17 protein-coding genes are annotated in these 18,139 nt (G+C 37.7%); 11 read left to right on the top strand and 6 right to left on the bottom strand.

The annotated features are described in order from the left end of the window. The first annotated feature begins 125 nt into the window (after window positions 1-125). Genes E0H94_RS15045 through pyrF form a run of 3 tightly spaced genes read left to right on the top strand, consistent with a single transcriptional unit; the run spans window position 126 to window position 1,523 of the window. Complete coding sequence (locus E0H94_RS15045; protein ID WP_116758970.1) at window positions 126-428, top strand: integration host factor subunit beta; 303 nt, start codon at window positions 126-128, stop codon at window positions 426-428. Window positions 429-446: 18 nt separating this feature from the next. After that, on the top strand, window positions 447-806 hold the full coding sequence (locus E0H94_RS15040; protein ID WP_131327250.1) for a lipopolysaccharide assembly protein LapA domain-containing protein: 360 nt from the start codon (window positions 447-449) through the stop codon (window positions 804-806). A 36-nt stretch (window positions 807-842) separates the two neighbouring features. Next, entirely contained in the window at window positions 843-1,523 is a 681-nt protein-coding gene (pyrF, locus tag E0H94_RS15035; RefSeq protein ID WP_131327249.1) for an orotidine-5'-phosphate decarboxylase, read from the top strand. Window positions 1,524-1,894: 371 nt separating this feature from the next. On the opposite strand, the gene E0H94_RS15030 is transcribed toward pyrF, so the two are convergent. Further along, a complete protein-coding gene (locus tag E0H94_RS15030) occupies window positions 1,895-2,803 on the bottom strand; it encodes a lysine exporter LysO family protein (RefSeq protein WP_131327248.1) in 909 nt (302 codons plus the stop codon). Between the two features lie 211 nt (window positions 2,804-3,014). Here E0H94_RS15030 and E0H94_RS15025 point away from each other — a divergent pair, with 211 nt between their 5' ends. From E0H94_RS15025 to E0H94_RS15005, 4 genes are all read left to right on the top strand, one after another. Next, window positions 3,015-4,022, top strand: a complete 1,008-nt coding sequence (locus tag E0H94_RS15025) for an AraC family transcriptional regulator (protein WP_131327247.1) — start codon at window positions 3,015-3,017, stop codon at window positions 4,020-4,022. Window positions 4,023-4,103: 81 nt separating this feature from the next. After that, window positions 4,104-5,252 carry a cell division protein ZapE gene (gene zapE, locus E0H94_RS15020; protein ID WP_131327246.1) on the top strand — a complete coding sequence of 383 codons (1,149 nt, stop codon included), beginning with the start codon at window positions 4,104-4,106 and terminating at the stop codon, window positions 5,250-5,252. 360 nt (window positions 5,253-5,612) lie between these two features. Continuing rightward, on the top strand, window positions 5,613-7,778 hold the full coding sequence (locus E0H94_RS15015; RefSeq protein WP_131327245.1) for a malate synthase G: 2,166 nt from the start codon (window positions 5,613-5,615) through the stop codon (window positions 7,776-7,778). 533 nt (window positions 7,779-8,311) lie between these two features. After that, window positions 8,312-8,980: an SOS response-associated peptidase gene (locus tag E0H94_RS15005; protein ID WP_131327243.1), complete on the top strand. Its 669-nt coding sequence runs from the start codon at window positions 8,312-8,314 to the stop codon at window positions 8,978-8,980. Between the two features lie 45 nt (window positions 8,981-9,025). Here E0H94_RS15005 and E0H94_RS15000 read toward each other — a convergent pair whose 3' ends face one another. Further along, complete coding sequence (locus tag E0H94_RS15000) at window positions 9,026-9,490, bottom strand: MarR family winged helix-turn-helix transcriptional regulator (RefSeq protein WP_116758978.1); 465 nt, start codon at window positions 9,488-9,490, stop codon at window positions 9,026-9,028. Between the two features lie 757 nt (window positions 9,491-10,247). On the opposite strand from E0H94_RS15000, the gene E0H94_RS14995 reads away from it, so the two are divergent. Continuing rightward, complete coding sequence (locus E0H94_RS14995) at window positions 10,248-11,780, top strand: TerC family protein (protein ID WP_131327242.1); 1,533 nt, start codon at window positions 10,248-10,250, stop codon at window positions 11,778-11,780. Window positions 11,781-11,877: 97 nt separating this feature from the next. Here the strand turns inward: E0H94_RS14995 and E0H94_RS14990 are convergent, their stop codons facing one another. Next, on the bottom strand, window positions 11,878-12,741 hold the full coding sequence (locus E0H94_RS14990; protein ID WP_131327241.1) for an alpha/beta fold hydrolase: 864 nt from the start codon (window positions 12,739-12,741) through the stop codon (window positions 11,878-11,880). 138 nt (window positions 12,742-12,879) lie between these two features. Here E0H94_RS14990 and E0H94_RS14985 point away from each other — a divergent pair, with 138 nt between their 5' ends. After that, window positions 12,880-13,311, top strand: a complete 432-nt coding sequence (locus tag E0H94_RS14985; protein ID WP_131327271.1) for a hypothetical protein — start codon at window positions 12,880-12,882, stop codon at window positions 13,309-13,311. Window positions 13,312-13,357: 46 nt separating this feature from the next. On the opposite strand, the gene E0H94_RS14980 is transcribed toward E0H94_RS14985, so the two are convergent. After that, window positions 13,358-13,600 carry a hypothetical protein gene (locus tag E0H94_RS14980; RefSeq protein ID WP_016167708.1) on the bottom strand — a complete coding sequence of 81 codons (243 nt, stop codon included), beginning with the start codon at window positions 13,598-13,600 and terminating at the stop codon, window positions 13,358-13,360. Window positions 13,601-14,088: 488 nt separating this feature from the next. Further along, complete coding sequence (gene brnQ / locus E0H94_RS14975; protein WP_131327240.1) at window positions 14,089-15,381, bottom strand: branched-chain amino acid transport system II carrier protein; 1,293 nt, start codon at window positions 15,379-15,381, stop codon at window positions 14,089-14,091. 324 nt (window positions 15,382-15,705) lie between these two features. Here brnQ and map point away from each other — a divergent pair, with 324 nt between their 5' ends. After that, complete coding sequence (gene map, locus E0H94_RS14970) at window positions 15,706-16,503, top strand: type I methionyl aminopeptidase (RefSeq protein WP_131327239.1); 798 nt, start codon at window positions 15,706-15,708, stop codon at window positions 16,501-16,503. A 248-nt stretch (window positions 16,504-16,751) separates the two neighbouring features. Here the strand turns inward: map and E0H94_RS14965 are convergent, their stop codons facing one another. Next, on the bottom strand, window positions 16,752-17,657 hold the full coding sequence (locus E0H94_RS14965) for a LysR family transcriptional regulator (protein ID WP_131265420.1): 906 nt from the start codon (window positions 17,655-17,657) through the stop codon (window positions 16,752-16,754). 137 nt (window positions 17,658-17,794) lie between these two features. Here E0H94_RS14965 and E0H94_RS14960 point away from each other — a divergent pair, with 137 nt between their 5' ends. Beyond that, the gene (locus E0H94_RS14960) at window positions 17,795-18,121 is read left to right on the top strand and encodes a hypothetical protein (RefSeq protein ID WP_131327238.1); all 327 of its coding nucleotides are present in this window, start codon (window positions 17,795-17,797) and stop codon (window positions 18,119-18,121) included. Window positions 18,122-18,139 lie beyond the last annotated feature (18 nt).

Genomic DNA, 18,139 nt, shown 5'->3' with positions numbered 1-18,139 from the left:
TAATACTTTTTACACAAATACTGTAAACGGTAGCGTAGTATTTAATTATTGCGCTACCGTTTTGTATTTAAACAGGTTATTATCAGTTTAGGTACAAAGTAGCTTGATAATTAAAGAGGTCGCCGATGACTACTGAAGCTCTTAATAAGTCTGACTTAATTGAGCGTATTTCTCTAAAAAACCCGCACTTAGCGGAGCCTTTAGTGGAAGAAGCTGTTAAGATCATGATTGATCAAATGATTGCATCACTTTCGTCTGATAGTCGTATTGAAATTCGCGGGTTTGGTAGCTTTGCCTTGCATCATCGTGAACCGCGAATTGGTCGCAATCCGAAAACAGGAAGATCTGTTGAAGTAGCAGCAAAAGCAGTTCCACATTTTAAACCTGGTAAGGCATTACGTGACGCGGTGAATGAAGCTATAGACTAATAATAAGAAGGGGTGTATATGCGTTATGTATTAGTCGCCATATTAATCATTTTATTTGGTTATTCCTTGACTTTGGTTTTACAGAACGGTACTGAAGTCACGGTCGATTTGTTATTTACACAAGTCCCAGCTATGCGCTTAGGTCTGGTTTTATTGCTGACTTTATCCTTGGGTGTGGTGGTTGGATTATTGCTTGGTATACAAGTATTTCGTGTGTTTCAGACAAGTTGGGAGATTAAACGCTTACGTAAAGATATTGATCACCTTCGAAAAGAACAAATTCAGGCTGCACAATTAGCTGCTGCTGAGGCAGCTGCGAACGTAAGGCATGAAAAAACTGTATTTGATGTAACAAACGATAATAAAAGCCCATTATAATGGGCTTTCTTTTTGTCTAATCAAAGGTAAATTCTCTTGAGTATCATTGTTGCACTAGATGCTAAAAGCCAAATTGATGCATTGCACATTGCAGAGCAGTTAGATCCTGCATTATGTCGAGTAAAAGTTGGTAAAGAGTTATTTACTCATGAAGGCCCATCGATAGTCAAAGCCTTGCACGCAGAAGGTTTTGAAGTTTTCTTGGATTTGAAGTTTCATGATATCCCGAATACCACGGCACAAGCTGTATGTGCAGCAGCAGATTTGGGTGTGTGGATGGTGAATGTGCATGCCTCTGGTGGCCGTAAGATGATGGAAACCTGTGTGGAGCGTTTAAAGGCTGGGAGTTATCCAACTCAACTGATTGCTGTGACTGTACTGACATCAATGGGCCGTGAAGACTTGCGTGATATTGGTTTGGATATTGAGCCATTTGAACAAGTAAAACGTCTAGCAGCTTTAACGAAAGATAGTGGTTTAGATGGTGTGGTATGTTCTGCGCAAGAAGCAAAAATGTTGCGTGAATTATTAGGTCGAGATTTTGCTCTGGTGACGCCAGGTATTCGCCCTGAAGGTGCTAATGCGGATGACCAAAAGCGAATTGTTACGCCAAAACAAGCGATGCTAGATGGTTCTACGCATTTGGTGATTGGTCGTCCAATTACGAAATCTGAGAATCCGCGTCAAACCTTAAAAGATATTTTGGCAACACTTTAATTTTTAATATTGTGAATAATCGATAAAAGCCTTTCTAATGAAAGGCTTTTTTATATAAGTTAATACAATAAAAAGAGTGGGTATGTAGTGATCACTACAGCTATATTGTTTGGTAGTTCGTTGGAATGAAGAACTTGAGAAAGCTTCTGAGCTTCAGCACACTTTGTAGGAACTCAGAAGGTAGATGAAAAAATAGATTTGTTGATTGTGTATTTTGTGTCGATAGGGTCAATATTGGATTTGCCATCATTGATGTTGTGGTTAGTGGTGTTGGGAGTATTAACATGGGTTTTTAGTTGGCGTATAGAATTTAATTTATTTTTTCTTGGCATGGAAACATAACATTCAATGCCAAAGGAATCCTAAAATCACTAAAGTGCTGCGAGTAAGCTAACAGCAATAGGTGCAAGTATAGAGAGAATAAAACCACTGACCATAGCGTGAGGAATAAAGTCGTTGCCACAAGCTTGTTTGACCATGGGAAGTGAGACGTCCATAGCAGTAGCTGCTGCTGAAGCGATTGCTGAGCGCGGATAACGCCAACCAATACAATACATAAGAATGATTGCAAAGATTTCACGAAATAAATCATTAATCAGCGCAATACTGCCTAATGCAGGATTTTTAAGTTCGGTGACGACAATTCCGCTCATGGAGTAGAAACCATAACCTTGCGACAACATAATGAGATCTTTCAGTTGAAGTTGATCCAGAAAAATACTACATAGCAAAGCCCCAATAATTGAACCAATAATGCAACCGATAGGTACCAAAAGAATTTTAAAATTTAACCAAGAGCGATCTAAAGGGCTAAATGCAAGATCGAGTCCAATTAAAAACATGAAAACTAGCAGCAAATACCAAGTATTGACTTGTACTGAAATTCCAACATTTTCCAGTAATTTTGCTAAAAGAAATCCTGTAGCTAACGCTAAACAGGCATAGGAAATACTGATGAAAGATTTGAATAGTAGGGTAAGTGAGATTTTGCCTGAAACGGGTTGTATGCCAATAAATTTATAAAGCGCAAAGCAACATAAAAATGACCCTATTGTTGTAAAAAAAGCCAATGTAGTTGCACTGGTTAATATATGCGAAGAGCCATGAATATGTTCAAGGGCATGGGTAAACTCCATGCTAATTCCGATCAAGAGTAGATAAGAGAAATACGGTAAAACCTTAAAACATAGTTTAATAAAGTTATTTGGAATTTTTTTGGCAAAGACATATCCAGCAGTTAAACATAAAAGAAGCTGAGATATCAGTATAAAGGCTTGCATAGGTAAAGTGATAGTTTGGGGTTGTGCCCATCATAGCTTATGTGTACCACTGTTGCAGTGATTCATGCAAAGGTAAGTCAGGATTTTTAAGGTTCGGTACAGGCGTAATCAAGGGTGTATCTTTATATACAGTTGTAGTTTGATAGATTCGGCAATTTTCAAATATAGAGAATTGGGTTAAAAAAGGGTTCTTATCTTTATTGACACAAATATGAAAAGATCGATTCTCAGTCTCATGTATTTAATACAAGCGATGCGTAAAGCTGGGATTGATATCGATCAGCAATTAAAAGGTATTGGTTTAAGTGTGGATGCGTTGGATCCAACAGCCATTATTCAGCCCAGTTTGGAACGTGATGTATTGATGGTCCTAGGTGAGCATATTTCTCCTGAGCAAGGCTTAAATATTGGGCAGCATTATGCATTGGCTGGATATGGTCCTTTATTAATGTTATTGGTGACCAGTGATAATATTGGGGTCGCACTTGAAAAGGTTATTGCGTATCAACCTTTAACACATCTTACAGCTAAACTGAGTTTAAAATTTCAGAATCATCAGGTGGCATTGTGTTATGAAGCCAATGATTTAACAGATGAGCTAAATATGTTGCGTGCACAATCCGAATTGGCAGGGACATACAAGTTTATTCAAGAGTTGTATAAGAAGATGGGTTTAAGTGTGCCTCAGCTTAAAGTGGAGCTGCCTTTTGATCAACCTGAAAATGCCGAGATTTTGGCAATGTATCAGGCGCACTATGGATTGGATATTACATTTTCAAAGTCTTATGCCGCTTTTTGGTTTGATGAAGTAGTTTTGGATATTAAAATTCCTTCGGCTGATCAAATGACTTTTCGTATTTATGATCATAAATGTCAGGCTGAAATGAAGCGATTGTCTCAGCAATCAGTAGTGCCCGATTTGGTAGAGCGTGTGCAGGATTATTTGGATTTACAGCAAGGTGTTATTCCGACTATGGCGAAAACAGCACAAGCATTACATATTCCTGAGCGTACTTTAAGACACCAGTTGCAGCAGTTAAATAGTAGTTATAAACAGATTAGAGAGCAATTAATTAAGGAAAAGGCTCTAAGATTAATTGAATATCAGGAGTACACCATTGAAATGATTGCTGAATTATTGGGTTATTCTGAGCCTGCTGCTTTTAACCATGCATTTAAACGATGGTTTGGACGTAGTCCAAGGCAATATTCCAAGTAGTGCTTGGACTCATGCCAAAGTTTTATTTATTGTTCTCTAATTTTCGTTATACTTTCGTCAGACCAAAATAGTAATCAAGATATGTCGGATTTAAATCTTCACAGCACCGCCTTTGCTCCTTTATCACCAGCTGAACGTTATGCGCAAGCCTTAGCTTCGGGTCAATTTATGCCTGATGAAGCTCAAGCACAGGCCGTGCACGAGTTAGATCGTGTTTGGCAAGAACTGATTCAACGCTATAAAGCATCAAAGAAAGCATTTCGTCGCTTCCGTCGTCAGACATCTCCACAAGGTGTTTATATGTGGGGTGGTGTGGGTCGAGGTAAAACTTGGTTGATGGACCAGTTTTATGATTCGATTCCATTCCGTCGTAAAACACGCATGCATTTTCATCACTTTATGCAACATGTGCATCGTGAGCTCAATAAATTGTCTGGTCAGCGCAATCCTTTAGATGCGGTCGCAGATCAAATTTATAAAGAAGCAGTAATTATCTGTTTTGATGAATTCTTTGTGACTAATGTTACGGATGCAATGATTCTGAGTGAGTTATTCCAGAAATTATTCAATCGCGGAATTACTTTGATAGCAACATCAAATATTGCGCCAGATGGTCTTTATAAAAATGGTATTCATCGTGACCGCTTTATCCCTACCATTGAGATGGTTAAGAAGAATTGTGTCATTTTGAATGTAGATGCGGGTGTAGACTACCGTTTGCGCGTATTAAAGCAAGCGCAATTGTTTAAACATCCATTAACGCATGACCATAAACTTTGGATTGCTCAGCGCTTTACGGCATTGACCCAAACTCAGCATCAGTCGCAAGAACCAATTGTAATCAATAATCGTCTGGTGGAAACTATTGGTCATACTGAGGATGTATTGTGGTGTGAGTTTTCTGAACTGTGCTTGAAACCTCGTAGCCCAGCCGACTTTATTGAAATTGCGAATATTTATAACACTGTACTGGTGAGTAATGTTCCGCATTTAACCGATTATCTGTCGGAAGGTACGCGCCGGTTCATTTATCTGGTTGATGAGTTTTATGACCGTGGAGTCAAATTGTTGCTGACTTCGGAAGACACGATCATTGATATTTATCAAGGTGACAAATTGGCATTTGAAATTGAACGGACGCGTTCACGCTTGCTGGAAATGCAATCGGATGATTATTTGCACTCTGAGCATCGTTTAATCGAGAAATCCGCCAAAGATTTTAACGAATAAACAAAAAAACGCCATGAATTGGCGTTTTTTTATGGGCAAAAGTATTGTATGTTGAATCGACATTTTTTCTTGTATAGGGAAATGTGAAGACCTAAAAACAAGTAAAAATTCACGAAATGGAAGATGTTCAAGGCAATTCTGAACTTAAGTCTAATTTCGGCATTCCAAAAACTTAATACACTATAAAAAGAGTATTCATGAAAGTGATAATGCAGACTAAGTAGAATTTTATTTGATGATGTCAATATTTATTGAGCAGAAAATGCTTACTATTTAGGAATGTGATATTCGTATTCAGCAAAGTATAAATAGGTATACTAGAATCTCTTGTTATAAAAAGTAGCAATATCAGGAAAGACAATGACTGTACGTATTCAAAAGGGTAAGTTAGCGATTGCTAAAGAACTTTACGATTTCATCGAGAATGAAGCTTTACCAGGTTCTGGTTTGGACAGTGAAACATACTGGAAAAACTTTGAGCAAGTTGTTGTCGATCTTAGCCCAAAAAATAAAGCGCTTTTAGCTAAGCGTGAAGATCTACAGGCTAAAATTGATGAATGGCACCGCAACAACACATTTGAATTAGAAGCTTACAAAGCTTTCCTTAAAGAAATTGGCTACTTGGTACCAGAAGTAGAAGATTTCCAGATCAGCACAGAAAATGTTGATGAAGAAGTTGCATTATTGGCAGGTCCACAGTTGGTTGTGCCAGTACGTAATGCACGTTATTGCTTAAATGCAGCAAACGCTCGTTGGGGTTCTTTATACGATGCACTTTACGGCTTCGATGTAATCTCTGAAGAAGGTGGCGCAGAAAAAGGTAAAGGCTATAACCCTGTACGTGGTGATAAAGTTATTGCATTTGCTAAAAACTTCTTAAATGAAACTTTCCCATTGGCACAAGGTTCACATGCAGACGCTACACGTTATGCAGTGGAAAATAATAAACTTGTTGTGACTTTAAAAGATGGTTCTACAACTGGTTTGGCACATGAAGCACAATTTGTTGGCTTTAATGGTGAAGAAGCAAATCCTTCAGAAGTTGTTCTATTGAATAATGGTTTACATGTCATTATTGAAGTTGATGCAACAAGCCCAGTGGGTAAAACTGATGCTGCTGGTGTTAAAGATTTAGTTCTTGAAGCCGCAATTACAACGATTCAGGATTTAGAGGATTCTGTTGCAGCAGTTGATGCAGAAGAAAAAGTAGAAGGCTACCGTAACTGGTTGGGCCTAATGAAAGGTGATTTGCAAGAATCGATCGAGAAAAATGGCAAGACGGTTACTCGTACATTAAATAAAGACCGTACCATTAAAAACTTGATTGGTGGTACGACAACTTTACATGGTCGTTCGTTAATGCTTCTTCGTAACGTGGGTCATTTAATGACGAACCCTGCTATTTTGGTGGATGGCGAAGAAATTTTTGAAGGCATTATGGACGCGTTGGTAACACCGTTACTGAGTGTTGCTGATATTCGTGGTCAAAATGAGAATAAGAACTCTCGTAAAGGCTCAATGTATATCGTTAAACCTAAAATGCATGGTCCAGAAGAAGTTGCATTTGCAGTTGAATTGTTTGAACGTGCAGAACAAGCAATTGGCTTACCAACGAAGTCTTTAAAAATCGGTATTATGGACGAAGAGCGTCGTACATCAGTGAACTTGAAAAACTGTATTGAGGCTGCTAAAGACCGTACGATCTTTATTAACACTGGTTTTATGGACCGTACGGGCGATGAAATCCATACTTCTATGGAAGCAGCACCAGTTGTTCGTAAAGAAGCAGTAAAAACACAAAAATGGATTGCAGCTTACGAAAACCGTAACGTAGCAATTGGTTTAGAGTGTGGTTTGCAAGGTAAGGCACAAATTGGTAAAGGCATGTGGCCTAAGCCAGACAGTATGAAAGATATGTTAGCGACTAAAGCTGCACATCCAAATGCTGGTGCATCATGTGCTTGGGTGCCGTCACCAGCGGGTGCTGCGCTACATGCAATGCATTACCATCAAGTCAATGTAAAATCACGTCAAGATCAATTGAAAGCTGAACAAATGCTTTCTCTAGATGATTTGTTAACCCCTCCTTTTGCTCCAGAGACTAACTGGTCGGCTGAAGAGATTAACAATGAACTTGAAAATAACTGTCAAGGTATCTTGGGTTATGTGGTTCGTTGGGTTGATTTAGGTGTAGGTTGTTCTAAAGTTCCAGATATCAACAACGTTGGTTTGATGGAAGATCGTGCAACATTACGTATTTCTTCACAACACGTTGCAAACTGGTTACGTCACGGTATCGTAACACGTGAGCAGGTTGAAGAAGTCTTGAAGCGCATGGCTAAAATTGTAGACGGTCAAAACGCTGAAGATCCATTGTATACAGCAATGGCAACAGACTTTGATAACAATATCGCTTTCCAAGCCGCTTCTGATTTAATTTTCAAAGGTGGTGTGCAGCCTTCTGGTTATACTGAACCATTGTTACATGCTGCGCGTTTGAAATTAAAAGGTTACACAGGTGACTGATTTCGATTAGTTACGTGAATCTGACAAAGACCTTTCAATTTTGAAAGGTCTTTGTTTTTTAGGAATCTATAAAATGTAACAACAAAAAGAATATGGGTTTTGTCGCAGGGACATGGATACATACAGAATAAGATTTAGTAGCGATTGAACAGGCTAAAATGAACGATTTGGTCTATTTGCGACATGGATATACTTATGAATTGGTTGATTTTAGTCTAGGTCGCCCAAGAACGATCTGACTAGATCAGGATGATGTGTGTTATCTAGCGAGGGTTATTGGACATTGTGGCGTATTACCTGAAACCTTAATAAAACAAGATGAAAGAGATTGTTTATACTTGGATAAGGACAAAGGTAGGGAACTTATTGAGTTGTATAGTGAGATGATTGAAAAACTCATCCCTTGTGGTGGTCAAGCTTACTGTGATTATGTCTATAATATTGAAGTTGCGGATTCCACTGCTTATTTTGTGACTGAAATGGGAATTCTGGTTCATTGTTAAATGAAAGATAGCATCAATTGGATTCAATAAATGTGTGCCAATTTTAAACCTCTAACCTTGTCACAACTACAGCAATTGGGTTTGCCACAAATTCCGTTTGAATATCTGGAAGAGGTTTATCCTAGTTATAAAACTCCGTTATTGTTTAAATCTGAACATGGATTGGAGTGGCGAGAAGTATTATTTGGTTTAGTGCCGAAATGGGCTGAAGATGTCAGTACCTCTAAGCGTACTTATAATGCTAGGTATGAAACTATTTTTGAGAAGCCAAGCTTTCAGGATGCGGCTTATAAATGTAAGTTCGGTGTAATTCCAGTCACTGAGTTTTATGAAAGTAAATATATTGAAAATAAACCACAACGATGGGGTGTACGGCGTAAAGATGGCAAAGCCTTTTTTATTGCTGCAATTTATGAAATTTGCAAAATCAATAATGAAATTATTCGTTCCGCAGCAATGCTGACGATGGATGCCATAGACCATCCTATGATGAAAGAGTTTCATGAACCTGGTGATGTCAAACGATCAATTGTCGTCATTCCGCATGAGCATCTTGATCATTGGCTAAATTTAAAACAGCCACATCAAATGACTCAATTTATGCAGGGATTTCCAGTTGAAGAGTTTGAGTGTTCACATGTACCTAAAGCCAAAATAGAAAAGCCAACACCTCAGTTGAATATGTTTGATCTTTTCTAAATATAAAAAGGGCTTCTATTTAGAACCCCTTTTATATTTTATAAATTAACGATTAAGATTGTTAAAAATATGCTTCAAGCTGTCCATCATTTTTTCAATCTGTAAAGGGGTTAAGCCTTCAAATGATTGTTCAAGTACAGCACTGGTTAAATCATTGATTTTATGTGTCATTTCATTACCCTTTTCAGTAAGGATGACCCGTGTTATACGAGCATCATCTTCACATGAATAGGTGTTAACCAAGCCCTCATCTTTAAGACGATAGACAATCTTTGTGGTTGTAGACATTTTGGATACGACCATATCCGAAAGATCAGATACGCTGGCATTCGGTTTGGATTTTAAAGCAAGTAAAATGCGACGACGAGAATTATCCAAGCCGTACTTTTTTAGGACTTGATCGACCTTTTGCACGTGTTGTGAATAAACCTGAGTTATCCAAAAAAAAGGAAAGTTTTCTAAGGTGAAGTCATCAGTGGTAGGTAAAAACTTCGCATACTTTTTAGTCATATGAGATTCCAGATATTTATTTTTATATTGCTTAATTTTATGTGAAACATGACACATTATGCAATATAAATGTGATTAGATTTTCAAAATACAGTTTGTGTATCTGAAGTGACTTGATGACGAGTTATACCTGAGGAAGTTTAAATGACTGCTCTAGGTCTAAATGAGTATGGTTTTGGTGCAAATTAAGAATGCACATTAAGGGTAGATAAAAGGTCAATCCTTTTCCTTTTGTCATAGAAACCAATCCTATAAATAAATCTGGGTTGAATAGGCAATTCATTTACCGTACATATTGAGTAATAAATAAACTGATATTCCATATAAGTTTTTCATTTTAGTATAAAAAAATGTTTTGAAAACTGGCTTTGTTTACAAAACATTTCTGTCATTTAAAACATTAATCTAAGAAAAAGATATATTTAAATTATAAATAATTAATTAAATCAATAGTTTAATTCAATATTAATCCTTGAGGAAGTTGAGCTAAATCATTTATGACTATTCAGTTTTTTGTTTTGTTACAATCAACTTAGTCAATGTATTTAAATTGTATCAAAGGATAATATTTTAATCTTTCTTGAAAATCAAATCTAATAAGTTGATTTTGTAAAAAAAATTAAAAAAGTAATTACAATGCAAAAAGAGTATGCATAATAAAACCATCTATTGTTAAAAAGAGGTTTTACATGGATCCGTCGCCGTGCAGGTCTAGCTTATTAAAATTTTGCCTTGAGTTAATCGAGGTGCAGCAATAATGGAATTCTTATTAGATCCAGGAATTTGGGTTGGCTTACTTACCCTAATTGTTTTAGAAATTGTTTTAGGTATTGATAACCTAGTCTTTATTGCCATTTTGGCAGATAAACTTCCACCAGAGCAGCGCGATAAAGCGCGCGTTATTGGTCTTTCTCTCGCATTGATTATGCGCTTGGGGTTGTTGTCCGTTATCTCGTGGTTGGTTACGTTAACCAAACCACTCATTCAAATTGCCGATTTATCTTTCTCAGGGCGTGACTTAATCTTACTCTTCGGTGGACTGTTCTTGGTCTATAAAGCTGTGACCGAGTTGCACGAGAAGATGGAAGGTAAACCTGAAATTAAATCAACATCTTCAGTGGTATATGCCAGTTTCTGGGCAGTCGTTGCGCAAATTATTGTACTTGATGCGGTCTTTTCTCTAGATTCGGTCATTACTGCCATTGGTATGGTTGATAATATCTACGTGATGATGGCAGCGGTAACTATTGCAGTCATTGTAATGTTATTTGCCTCTAAGCCACTCACTAACTTTGTAAACCGTCACCCTACAGTTGTTATTCTGTGTTTAAGTTTCCTATTGTTGATTGGTATTAGCTTAATTGCGGAAGGATTTGGTTTCCATATTCCAAAAGGTTATATTTATTCGGGTATTGGCGTGGCAATTTTGATTGAAGCCTTTAATCAATATTCCAAGCGTAATGTGGCAAAACATGAATCTAAGATTCCATTGCGTCATCGTACCGCAGATTCCATCTTAAAACTAATGGGTGGAAAAGTTGAACCTTCTCATATGGACGCCGAGCAAATTGAAGCTCAGGAAGCCTTTGCAGCTGAAGAGCGTTATATGATTGGTGGAGTATTGACTCTGGCAGAGCGTTCTGTTGCTTCTATTATGACGCCTCGTAATCAGATTTCATGGGTTGATTTAAATGATACTCCTGAAAAAATTCGAGAACAGGTACTTGCGGTACCGCACAGTTTATTCCCTGTCTGCCGCGGCAGCTTGGATAAAGTCATTAGTGTAGTGCGTGCCAAAGAATTGCTTGATGTATTGGATGATGGTGAAGAAGCGTTAAAATCACTGATTAAACGTCAGCGTCCAATTTTTATCTTTGAAAAGATGAAGGTGATTGATGCCATTAATACGTTAAGAGCATCAAAAGGGTCATTGGTTTTGGTCACGGATGAATTTTCCAATGTTAAAGGCTTAATTTCTCCGCTAGATGTTTTTGAAGCAATTGCAGGTGAATTTCCTGATGCTGATGAGCAATTAGACTTGGTCAAAATTAATGATCAAACATGGAAAGCTTCGGGCATGTTGGATTTATACCAGCTTGAGCTTGAACTCGGTGTTTTTGATTTGGTGGAAGATGATGCAGGTTATATGAGTGTAGCTGGTCTGATTCTGGATAAAACGCAAGGTGAAGTCCGAGTTGGCACGCAGCTTGATTATCAAGGTGTGCATTTTGAAGTTACGGAATTAGATGAGAATCGCATAAAATTCGTGACAATCATTTATCGCCACTAAGTCATATAATGATGAAAACGCCCGAATAATCGGGCGTTTTTTTGAAATAAAAAGCCATCAAGCTAGATTGGAGATTAAATACAATTTGATGGAAAAACTAGATGTGAAGTTGCTGTTCAATTAACCCCCAAATATTACGATGTGACTTACGGAACATCTGCATATGACCAATGCTTTTGTGTTGAAATTGCTTTGGCTTAAGTTCAATCATAGCTGTTGCAGCATTTGGATAAAGATCGAGTAGTGCTTGAACATTGGGATGAGTTGCAATTTCATCGTCTGATGCCCAAATTGCAGTAATGGGGCAAGTAATCTGGCTATGGTAATCAGCGAGTTGTTGTTTCTTGACAGCATGCATCACATAACCTTGTGTCCCACAAAATTCAGCCCATTGTTTTGCAACATTTTTGGGGAGGTTTTCACCCATTCCAATCATTTTGGTGGCACCAAACCCTTTGAGTTTACTCGAAATTGGGAAAACCACATGAAACATAATAGGGGCGAGGAATTTGGTTTTACCTTTTAAGCCGCGGACATGACCTGTTGATCCCGCAACAGCAATGATTTTAGCGACTTTGTTGTAATTTGGTGAAATACCAAGGAGTTGTCCACCTGCGCTATGGCCAAGGAGAATCACTTTTTCGGCTTGAGTTTGTTCTAACAGACAATCAATTGCGGCGGTAATATCTAATTGCCCCCAATCGACAATGGTTGCTTCAGATTGGTGCAATGGGCCATGCAATGAAGCACCAATTCCTCTAAAGTCAAAACACATGACAGTATGTCCGAGACTATTTAGCCATTCTGCATAAGAGTGATAAAACTCTTTCACGATTCCCGTGGCAGGACAAATCAGAATAGGGAAGGCTTTGTCGGAATTTATTTGATTTTGATAGAATTTTGCACTTAATTGATAGCCATCAGTACATTGTATTTGAATCGATTGAGGTTGAGTGTTCATAAGCACTATGTATTTGCTGTTTTAGATTACTTTAACCAAGTTCCAAAAAGAAACTTGTTAAAAGTATGACTTAGAAGTCATAAAATTCATATTTAAGAAGGATAAGGAGGGGTGGTGTTTGATCATTTTTCAATTGCAATGAAATTGGCAATTCTTTTTAGTGGGGTGTATTTATGGTTGGGTATGTTAACAGGGGTTTGGAAATACTGGCAGATTAGACATTCTACTCAGGCAAGAGCACATTATTATGTAGACATCGCACATAGAAGTAGTTTGTTGTATGCATCTGCAAGTTTGATTTTGGCTGTGCTTGCTGAATTTTCCATGTGGTCAGAAATGTGGAATCTGATTTTTGTGGTTATTAATTTGATTTTCTTTAGTGCATCAATAGTGAGCTATGTCTTGCATGGTTATTTAAAAGACACAACGAATCAATTTAAGGTACCGCATCAATTGGGTAATAAGGTTCTACCGCGAGCGATGATGACTTTAGCGATGGTTTTACTGGTGGTAGGTGAGCTGTTTGCGACTGGAATGTTAGTGCTAGGTGCGGGACTTAATTTATTTTAATTATTTACATACTTTTTTAAAGATGGATGAATAATCATCCATCTGTTCAATCGAAATTCTTAGATTTTTTCTGGGCACGGACTTTTTGATCAATTACAGCCCAACTGTAAAATGCTGCAGAGACGAAAAGAGCGTATGCAAAATACTCAGCTTTCAGATGTCCTTGAATGAGTCCGTGAAAAAGCAAAGTCAGCATAAGTGCCACGGTTGTACTTAAGTACGTGACCATATTCTTGTTTGCTTTTAGAGCGTTAATGAAGACTTGCTTGTTGAAATGTAATGATAACATCTCCATCCCTCCTATGAATTTGACCTAAACCTAAGTGTTTTGGTCGGATTGGTTACTAATGTTGTACTTCGAATTAAAGGGTATTTCAATAGCTAATACCATTATTTTTCTATTTAATTTGACTAACATTAGTATTTGTGTGATGAACTGTTTATTTTATGAATGATTCATATTTTATTCGGTAGTAATTACCTATACATATTGTTTTGGTCAAATATGTCATCAATATGATATTCATAACCCTAACACTTAGCCTACTTTCATATTGAAAAAAGCTTAATAGTGCTTAAGTCGTATAAAGCAATAATTAGACCATATATTAAATCTAATGAAGAGGGAGCTAGAGCGGGCGTTTAGACATGCGGGGCATGGTATTGCATGGCTGCGAAAAGTAAACAATAAAAGTTGATTTGGGTAAAACCGACATTTATTGGTCACATCTAAAATCTAATTTGGGTAAAATTGGATTTTAATTACAAATTGAAAACTTATTTTCTAAATTTGTCGCAGATAAGAGCAATAACCAAGACCAGTAAAGATGGGATTAACCATGCAAGATTTTGTTCATTTAATGGTAGATGTTGAACAAATTCTGGTAAGAAAGAATTGAGTTCTGCTGCTTTTAAGCCTTCTAAAATTCCAAAGATAAAAGCGATTGCAGTTACTGGTGCAATAATTGCTGGCGGGTTTTTCCAGAATTTTGCGAAGAAACTGAGCATGATTACCACAATTGCAGGTGGATAAATCGCACATAGCACAGGAACGGATACTGCAATCAGTTTAGTTAAACCTAAATTTGAGATCAGGAGTGAAAAACCAACTAGAACAAATACAAGAATCTTATAAGGAATTTGAGTCAGCTCAGAGAAGTATTCTGCACATGCACAAGTCAGACCAATAGCAGTCACCATACATGCAAGGAAAATCATACCGGTAAGGAAGATTGAACCTAAGTCACCAAAAGCATGTTGCACATAAGCATGCAAAATAACAGCGCCATTTGCTGCATTTGGTGCGACTTCATGACTTCCAAGTCCGAGTTTAAACAAACTGAGATAAACCAGCGTTAAACCAACACCAGAAATCAGACCAGCGATCATCGCGTATTTTGTAACTAACTTTTTGTCAGTGACACCGCGTGAGTGAATGGCATGAATAATGACGATACCAAATACCAGAGCGCCAAGCGTATCCATGGTGAGATAGCCATTTACAAAACCTTCAGACACTGGGCTGCTTGCATAATTATGGATAGCAGGAGGGATATAACCCGCAGGGATTAAGAATGCTGCAATACCGAGTACGGCTAAAGAAACAATTTTGATTGGTGCGAGGAAGTGCCCCACGGTATCCAACAATTTGTTTGGATAAAGTGAAACTAGAGTAACAATTGCAAAATAGATAATGCTGTAAATCAGCAAACTATTGGGTGAAGTACCAAAATATGAGGAAAATCCAATTTCATAAGAAACAGTTGCTGTACGAGGTGTAGCGAAGAGTGGACCTACAGCCAAATAACAGACAATGGTTAAGATTAAACTGGCAACTTTACCCAGTGGAGAGCTGAGCAGTTGAATTGAACCTTCTACACGTGAAAGTGCAATAATGGTAATTACAGGTAAACCCACTGCAGTGACCAGAAAGCCAGCAGCTGCTAGCCAAACATGTTCACCCGCTTGTTGGGCAACAATAGGAGGAAAGATAATATTACCTGCTCCAATGAACAGAGCAAAGGTCATGAAACCCAAGGCAATAATATCTCTAGTACGAAGATTCGTCATTTGGAGAGATGCATTGACTAAAAACAGGCGATTCTAGTAGAAAATAAGGACTTTGGAAAATTTTTTATATGTAATATGAATTTTTTTTATACAAACTTTTGTGTGGTTTGACTAATGGTTGAATTATATGGCTGAAAACTGATGAAAAATTACTAAAGAGTCTGTTTAGAAAATTATAAAAAAGTTAGATGGGAAAGGTGTTGTACACTATTTGGGAGTCTCAATTTTGATATTGTTAATGGTGTTCTGATTTCTGAGTTATCACTCGCAACATTTTTAAATGAAAAGGATTATAATGCCTGCATCATTTAAGAGGGTGAGAATATGCTGGCTTCTTCAGTAGTGATTAAAACTGAGCAAGACATTGAAAAACTACGTGTGTCAGGACGTTTGGCTGCGCAAGTTTTGGCAATGATTGGTGAGTATGTTAAGCCTGGAGTCAGTACTGAATATTTGGATGATATTTGTCATGATTATATTGTAAATACCTTAAATGTAACGCCTGCAAATATTGGTTATTACGGTTATACAAAAACTACATGTATTTCCCCGAATGAAGTTGTTTGTCACGGTATTCCTTCTGCAACCTGTATTTTACAAGATGGGGATATTATCAACATCGATGTTGCAATTATTAAAGATGGTTATTTTGGTGACACGAGTCGTATGTATTATGTGGGGAGTATTAAGCCAGAAGCTAAAAAACTGGTAGATACCACGTATGAAGCCATGTTAGCAGGGATTAAAGCAGTTAAACCCGATGCAACATTAGGGGATATTGGTTTTGCTATTCAGTCCGTTGCACAGCGCGAAGGGTTTAGTATTGTTAAAGATTATTGTGGTCATGGTATAGGCAAAGTTTATCATGAGCAGCCAAGCGTCTTACATTATGGGAAACCAGGCCTAGGTTTGAAGCTTAAAACAGGCATGGTGTTTACGATTGAGCCTATGGTCAATATCGGTCGTGGCAGCGTAAAAGAACTTCAAGATGGTTGGACGGTCGTGACTACGGATAAGTCACTGTCTGCTCAATGGGAGCATATGGTTGCAGTCACAGATACAGGGTTTGAGTTATTGACGCCTTGGCCAGAAGGGACTGGAGATTATCCAGAAATTAAGTGACCACTCAATTAAATCGAATTTAGACTTAAGTCTAAGTTTTTTGTTTGTTCGCGAATATTAATAGTTAATTTCGATCTTTGTTTTGCTTGAGTTATAGTTTTTCTAGGCTGTGTGATTTTTGAGCAAAAATATTAATCGTTTTTTTGTCTTTGATCGAATTAAGATCGGTCTATAAAATGCACTCCAAGATTCTCGCTGTAGTTTCTTATTTCAAGCTTATCCTTCTCGGATAAGCTTTTTTTTTATCTTTACTTATGTTTGTGTGCTAAATGCTCAACTAAGTAATCAATAAAAACGCGTACAGCAGGAAGTTGCCCTCTGCGAGATGGATAGACCGCGTGGAATATACCATGAGGTGCTTTCCATTCTGGTAAAACGCGCACGAGTTCTCCAGTTTTAATAAAATCTTGTGCAATCGAATCTGGTAGTAAAGCAATGCCGCAGTTTTGTCGGGCCAGTTGTGCCAACATCATTAAGTCTGAACCCATGACAACAGGATTCACCTTGATTTTCTTTTGATGATTCTGGTTGTCATGTACAATAATTTGCTGATCAAGATGCTCATCGACCATGCTCAATATGTGGTGATGTGCTAAATCTTCGGGTTGTTTAAGCTCGCCAAATTCATTGAGATAGGCCTGACTCGCAAATAGATGCTGTTCAATTAATTCAAATTTTCTCAAGATAAGGCTAGGATCGTCATCCAGATTTGATCGGACGCGAAGGGCTAAATCTATACCTTCATTAATCACATCGACCCGACGATTACTCACCAGAAGTTGAACCTTAATTTCTGGATATTTTTTGAGGAAATTGGGCAAGATCTTGGTCATTTCATTCTGAGCAATCGAGACGGGTAGGCTGACTTTAATTACCCCGCGCGGCTCTACACTTAAATGATCCACCAAATCATGGGCTGCCTGTGCAGCGTTCATCATGACCTGAGCGTGTCGATAGACATTCATGCCAATCTCAGTCACGGCAAAATGACGTGAACTGCGTTGAATAAGTCGCACCCCAAGGTGTTCTTCTAAATTATAAACGCGACGACTGAGTTTTGATTTAGGAATATCTGTAGCGCGTTCTGCCGCACTAAAGCCTCCATGTTCAACCACTAAAGCAAAGCAATAAAAATCATCGAGGTCGGATAACATTTATAATTCCATTTATGCAACAATTTCTAAAATTTAGAGTTAATGTTGCATATTGTCAATTTTTAATCGTGAGTCTTTCATGTAATTTTGCTGTTGAATCTATTAGACTGCAATTAAGTGATTACAGTTGAAAAAAGATGTACCAACAAATTATTGAAATAGATTCAGCAGAAAGCAATATCAGTTGTCCAATTTGTCAGCAGGCTGTTGTAGATTGGGCGCAAGAGCAATATATCCAGCCGTGTGAACATACATTATTTATTGCAATGGATTTGGGATTTGAGTTCGTATCGGATTCTTTTGAAGAAAAAATGCCCCGTTCAGTTGATGAAATTCATGGTGATGAGGTGGCAAATATATATGAAGAAATTCAGAAAGTTGATTTTGAGCATGCCATTCTAGTGCGTTCAGCGTTGGGGGTAGAAAATATGTATCGATATACTGGGTTTTCATCTGAATTATAAAAAACAGCTCCATCAAGG

The sequence above is a fragment of the Acinetobacter sp. ANC 4173 genome (assembly GCF_004331255.1).
Taxonomy (GTDB): Bacteria; Pseudomonadota; Gammaproteobacteria; order Pseudomonadales; family Moraxellaceae; genus Acinetobacter.
This window is presented reverse-complemented; position numbering and strand designations above follow the sequence as displayed.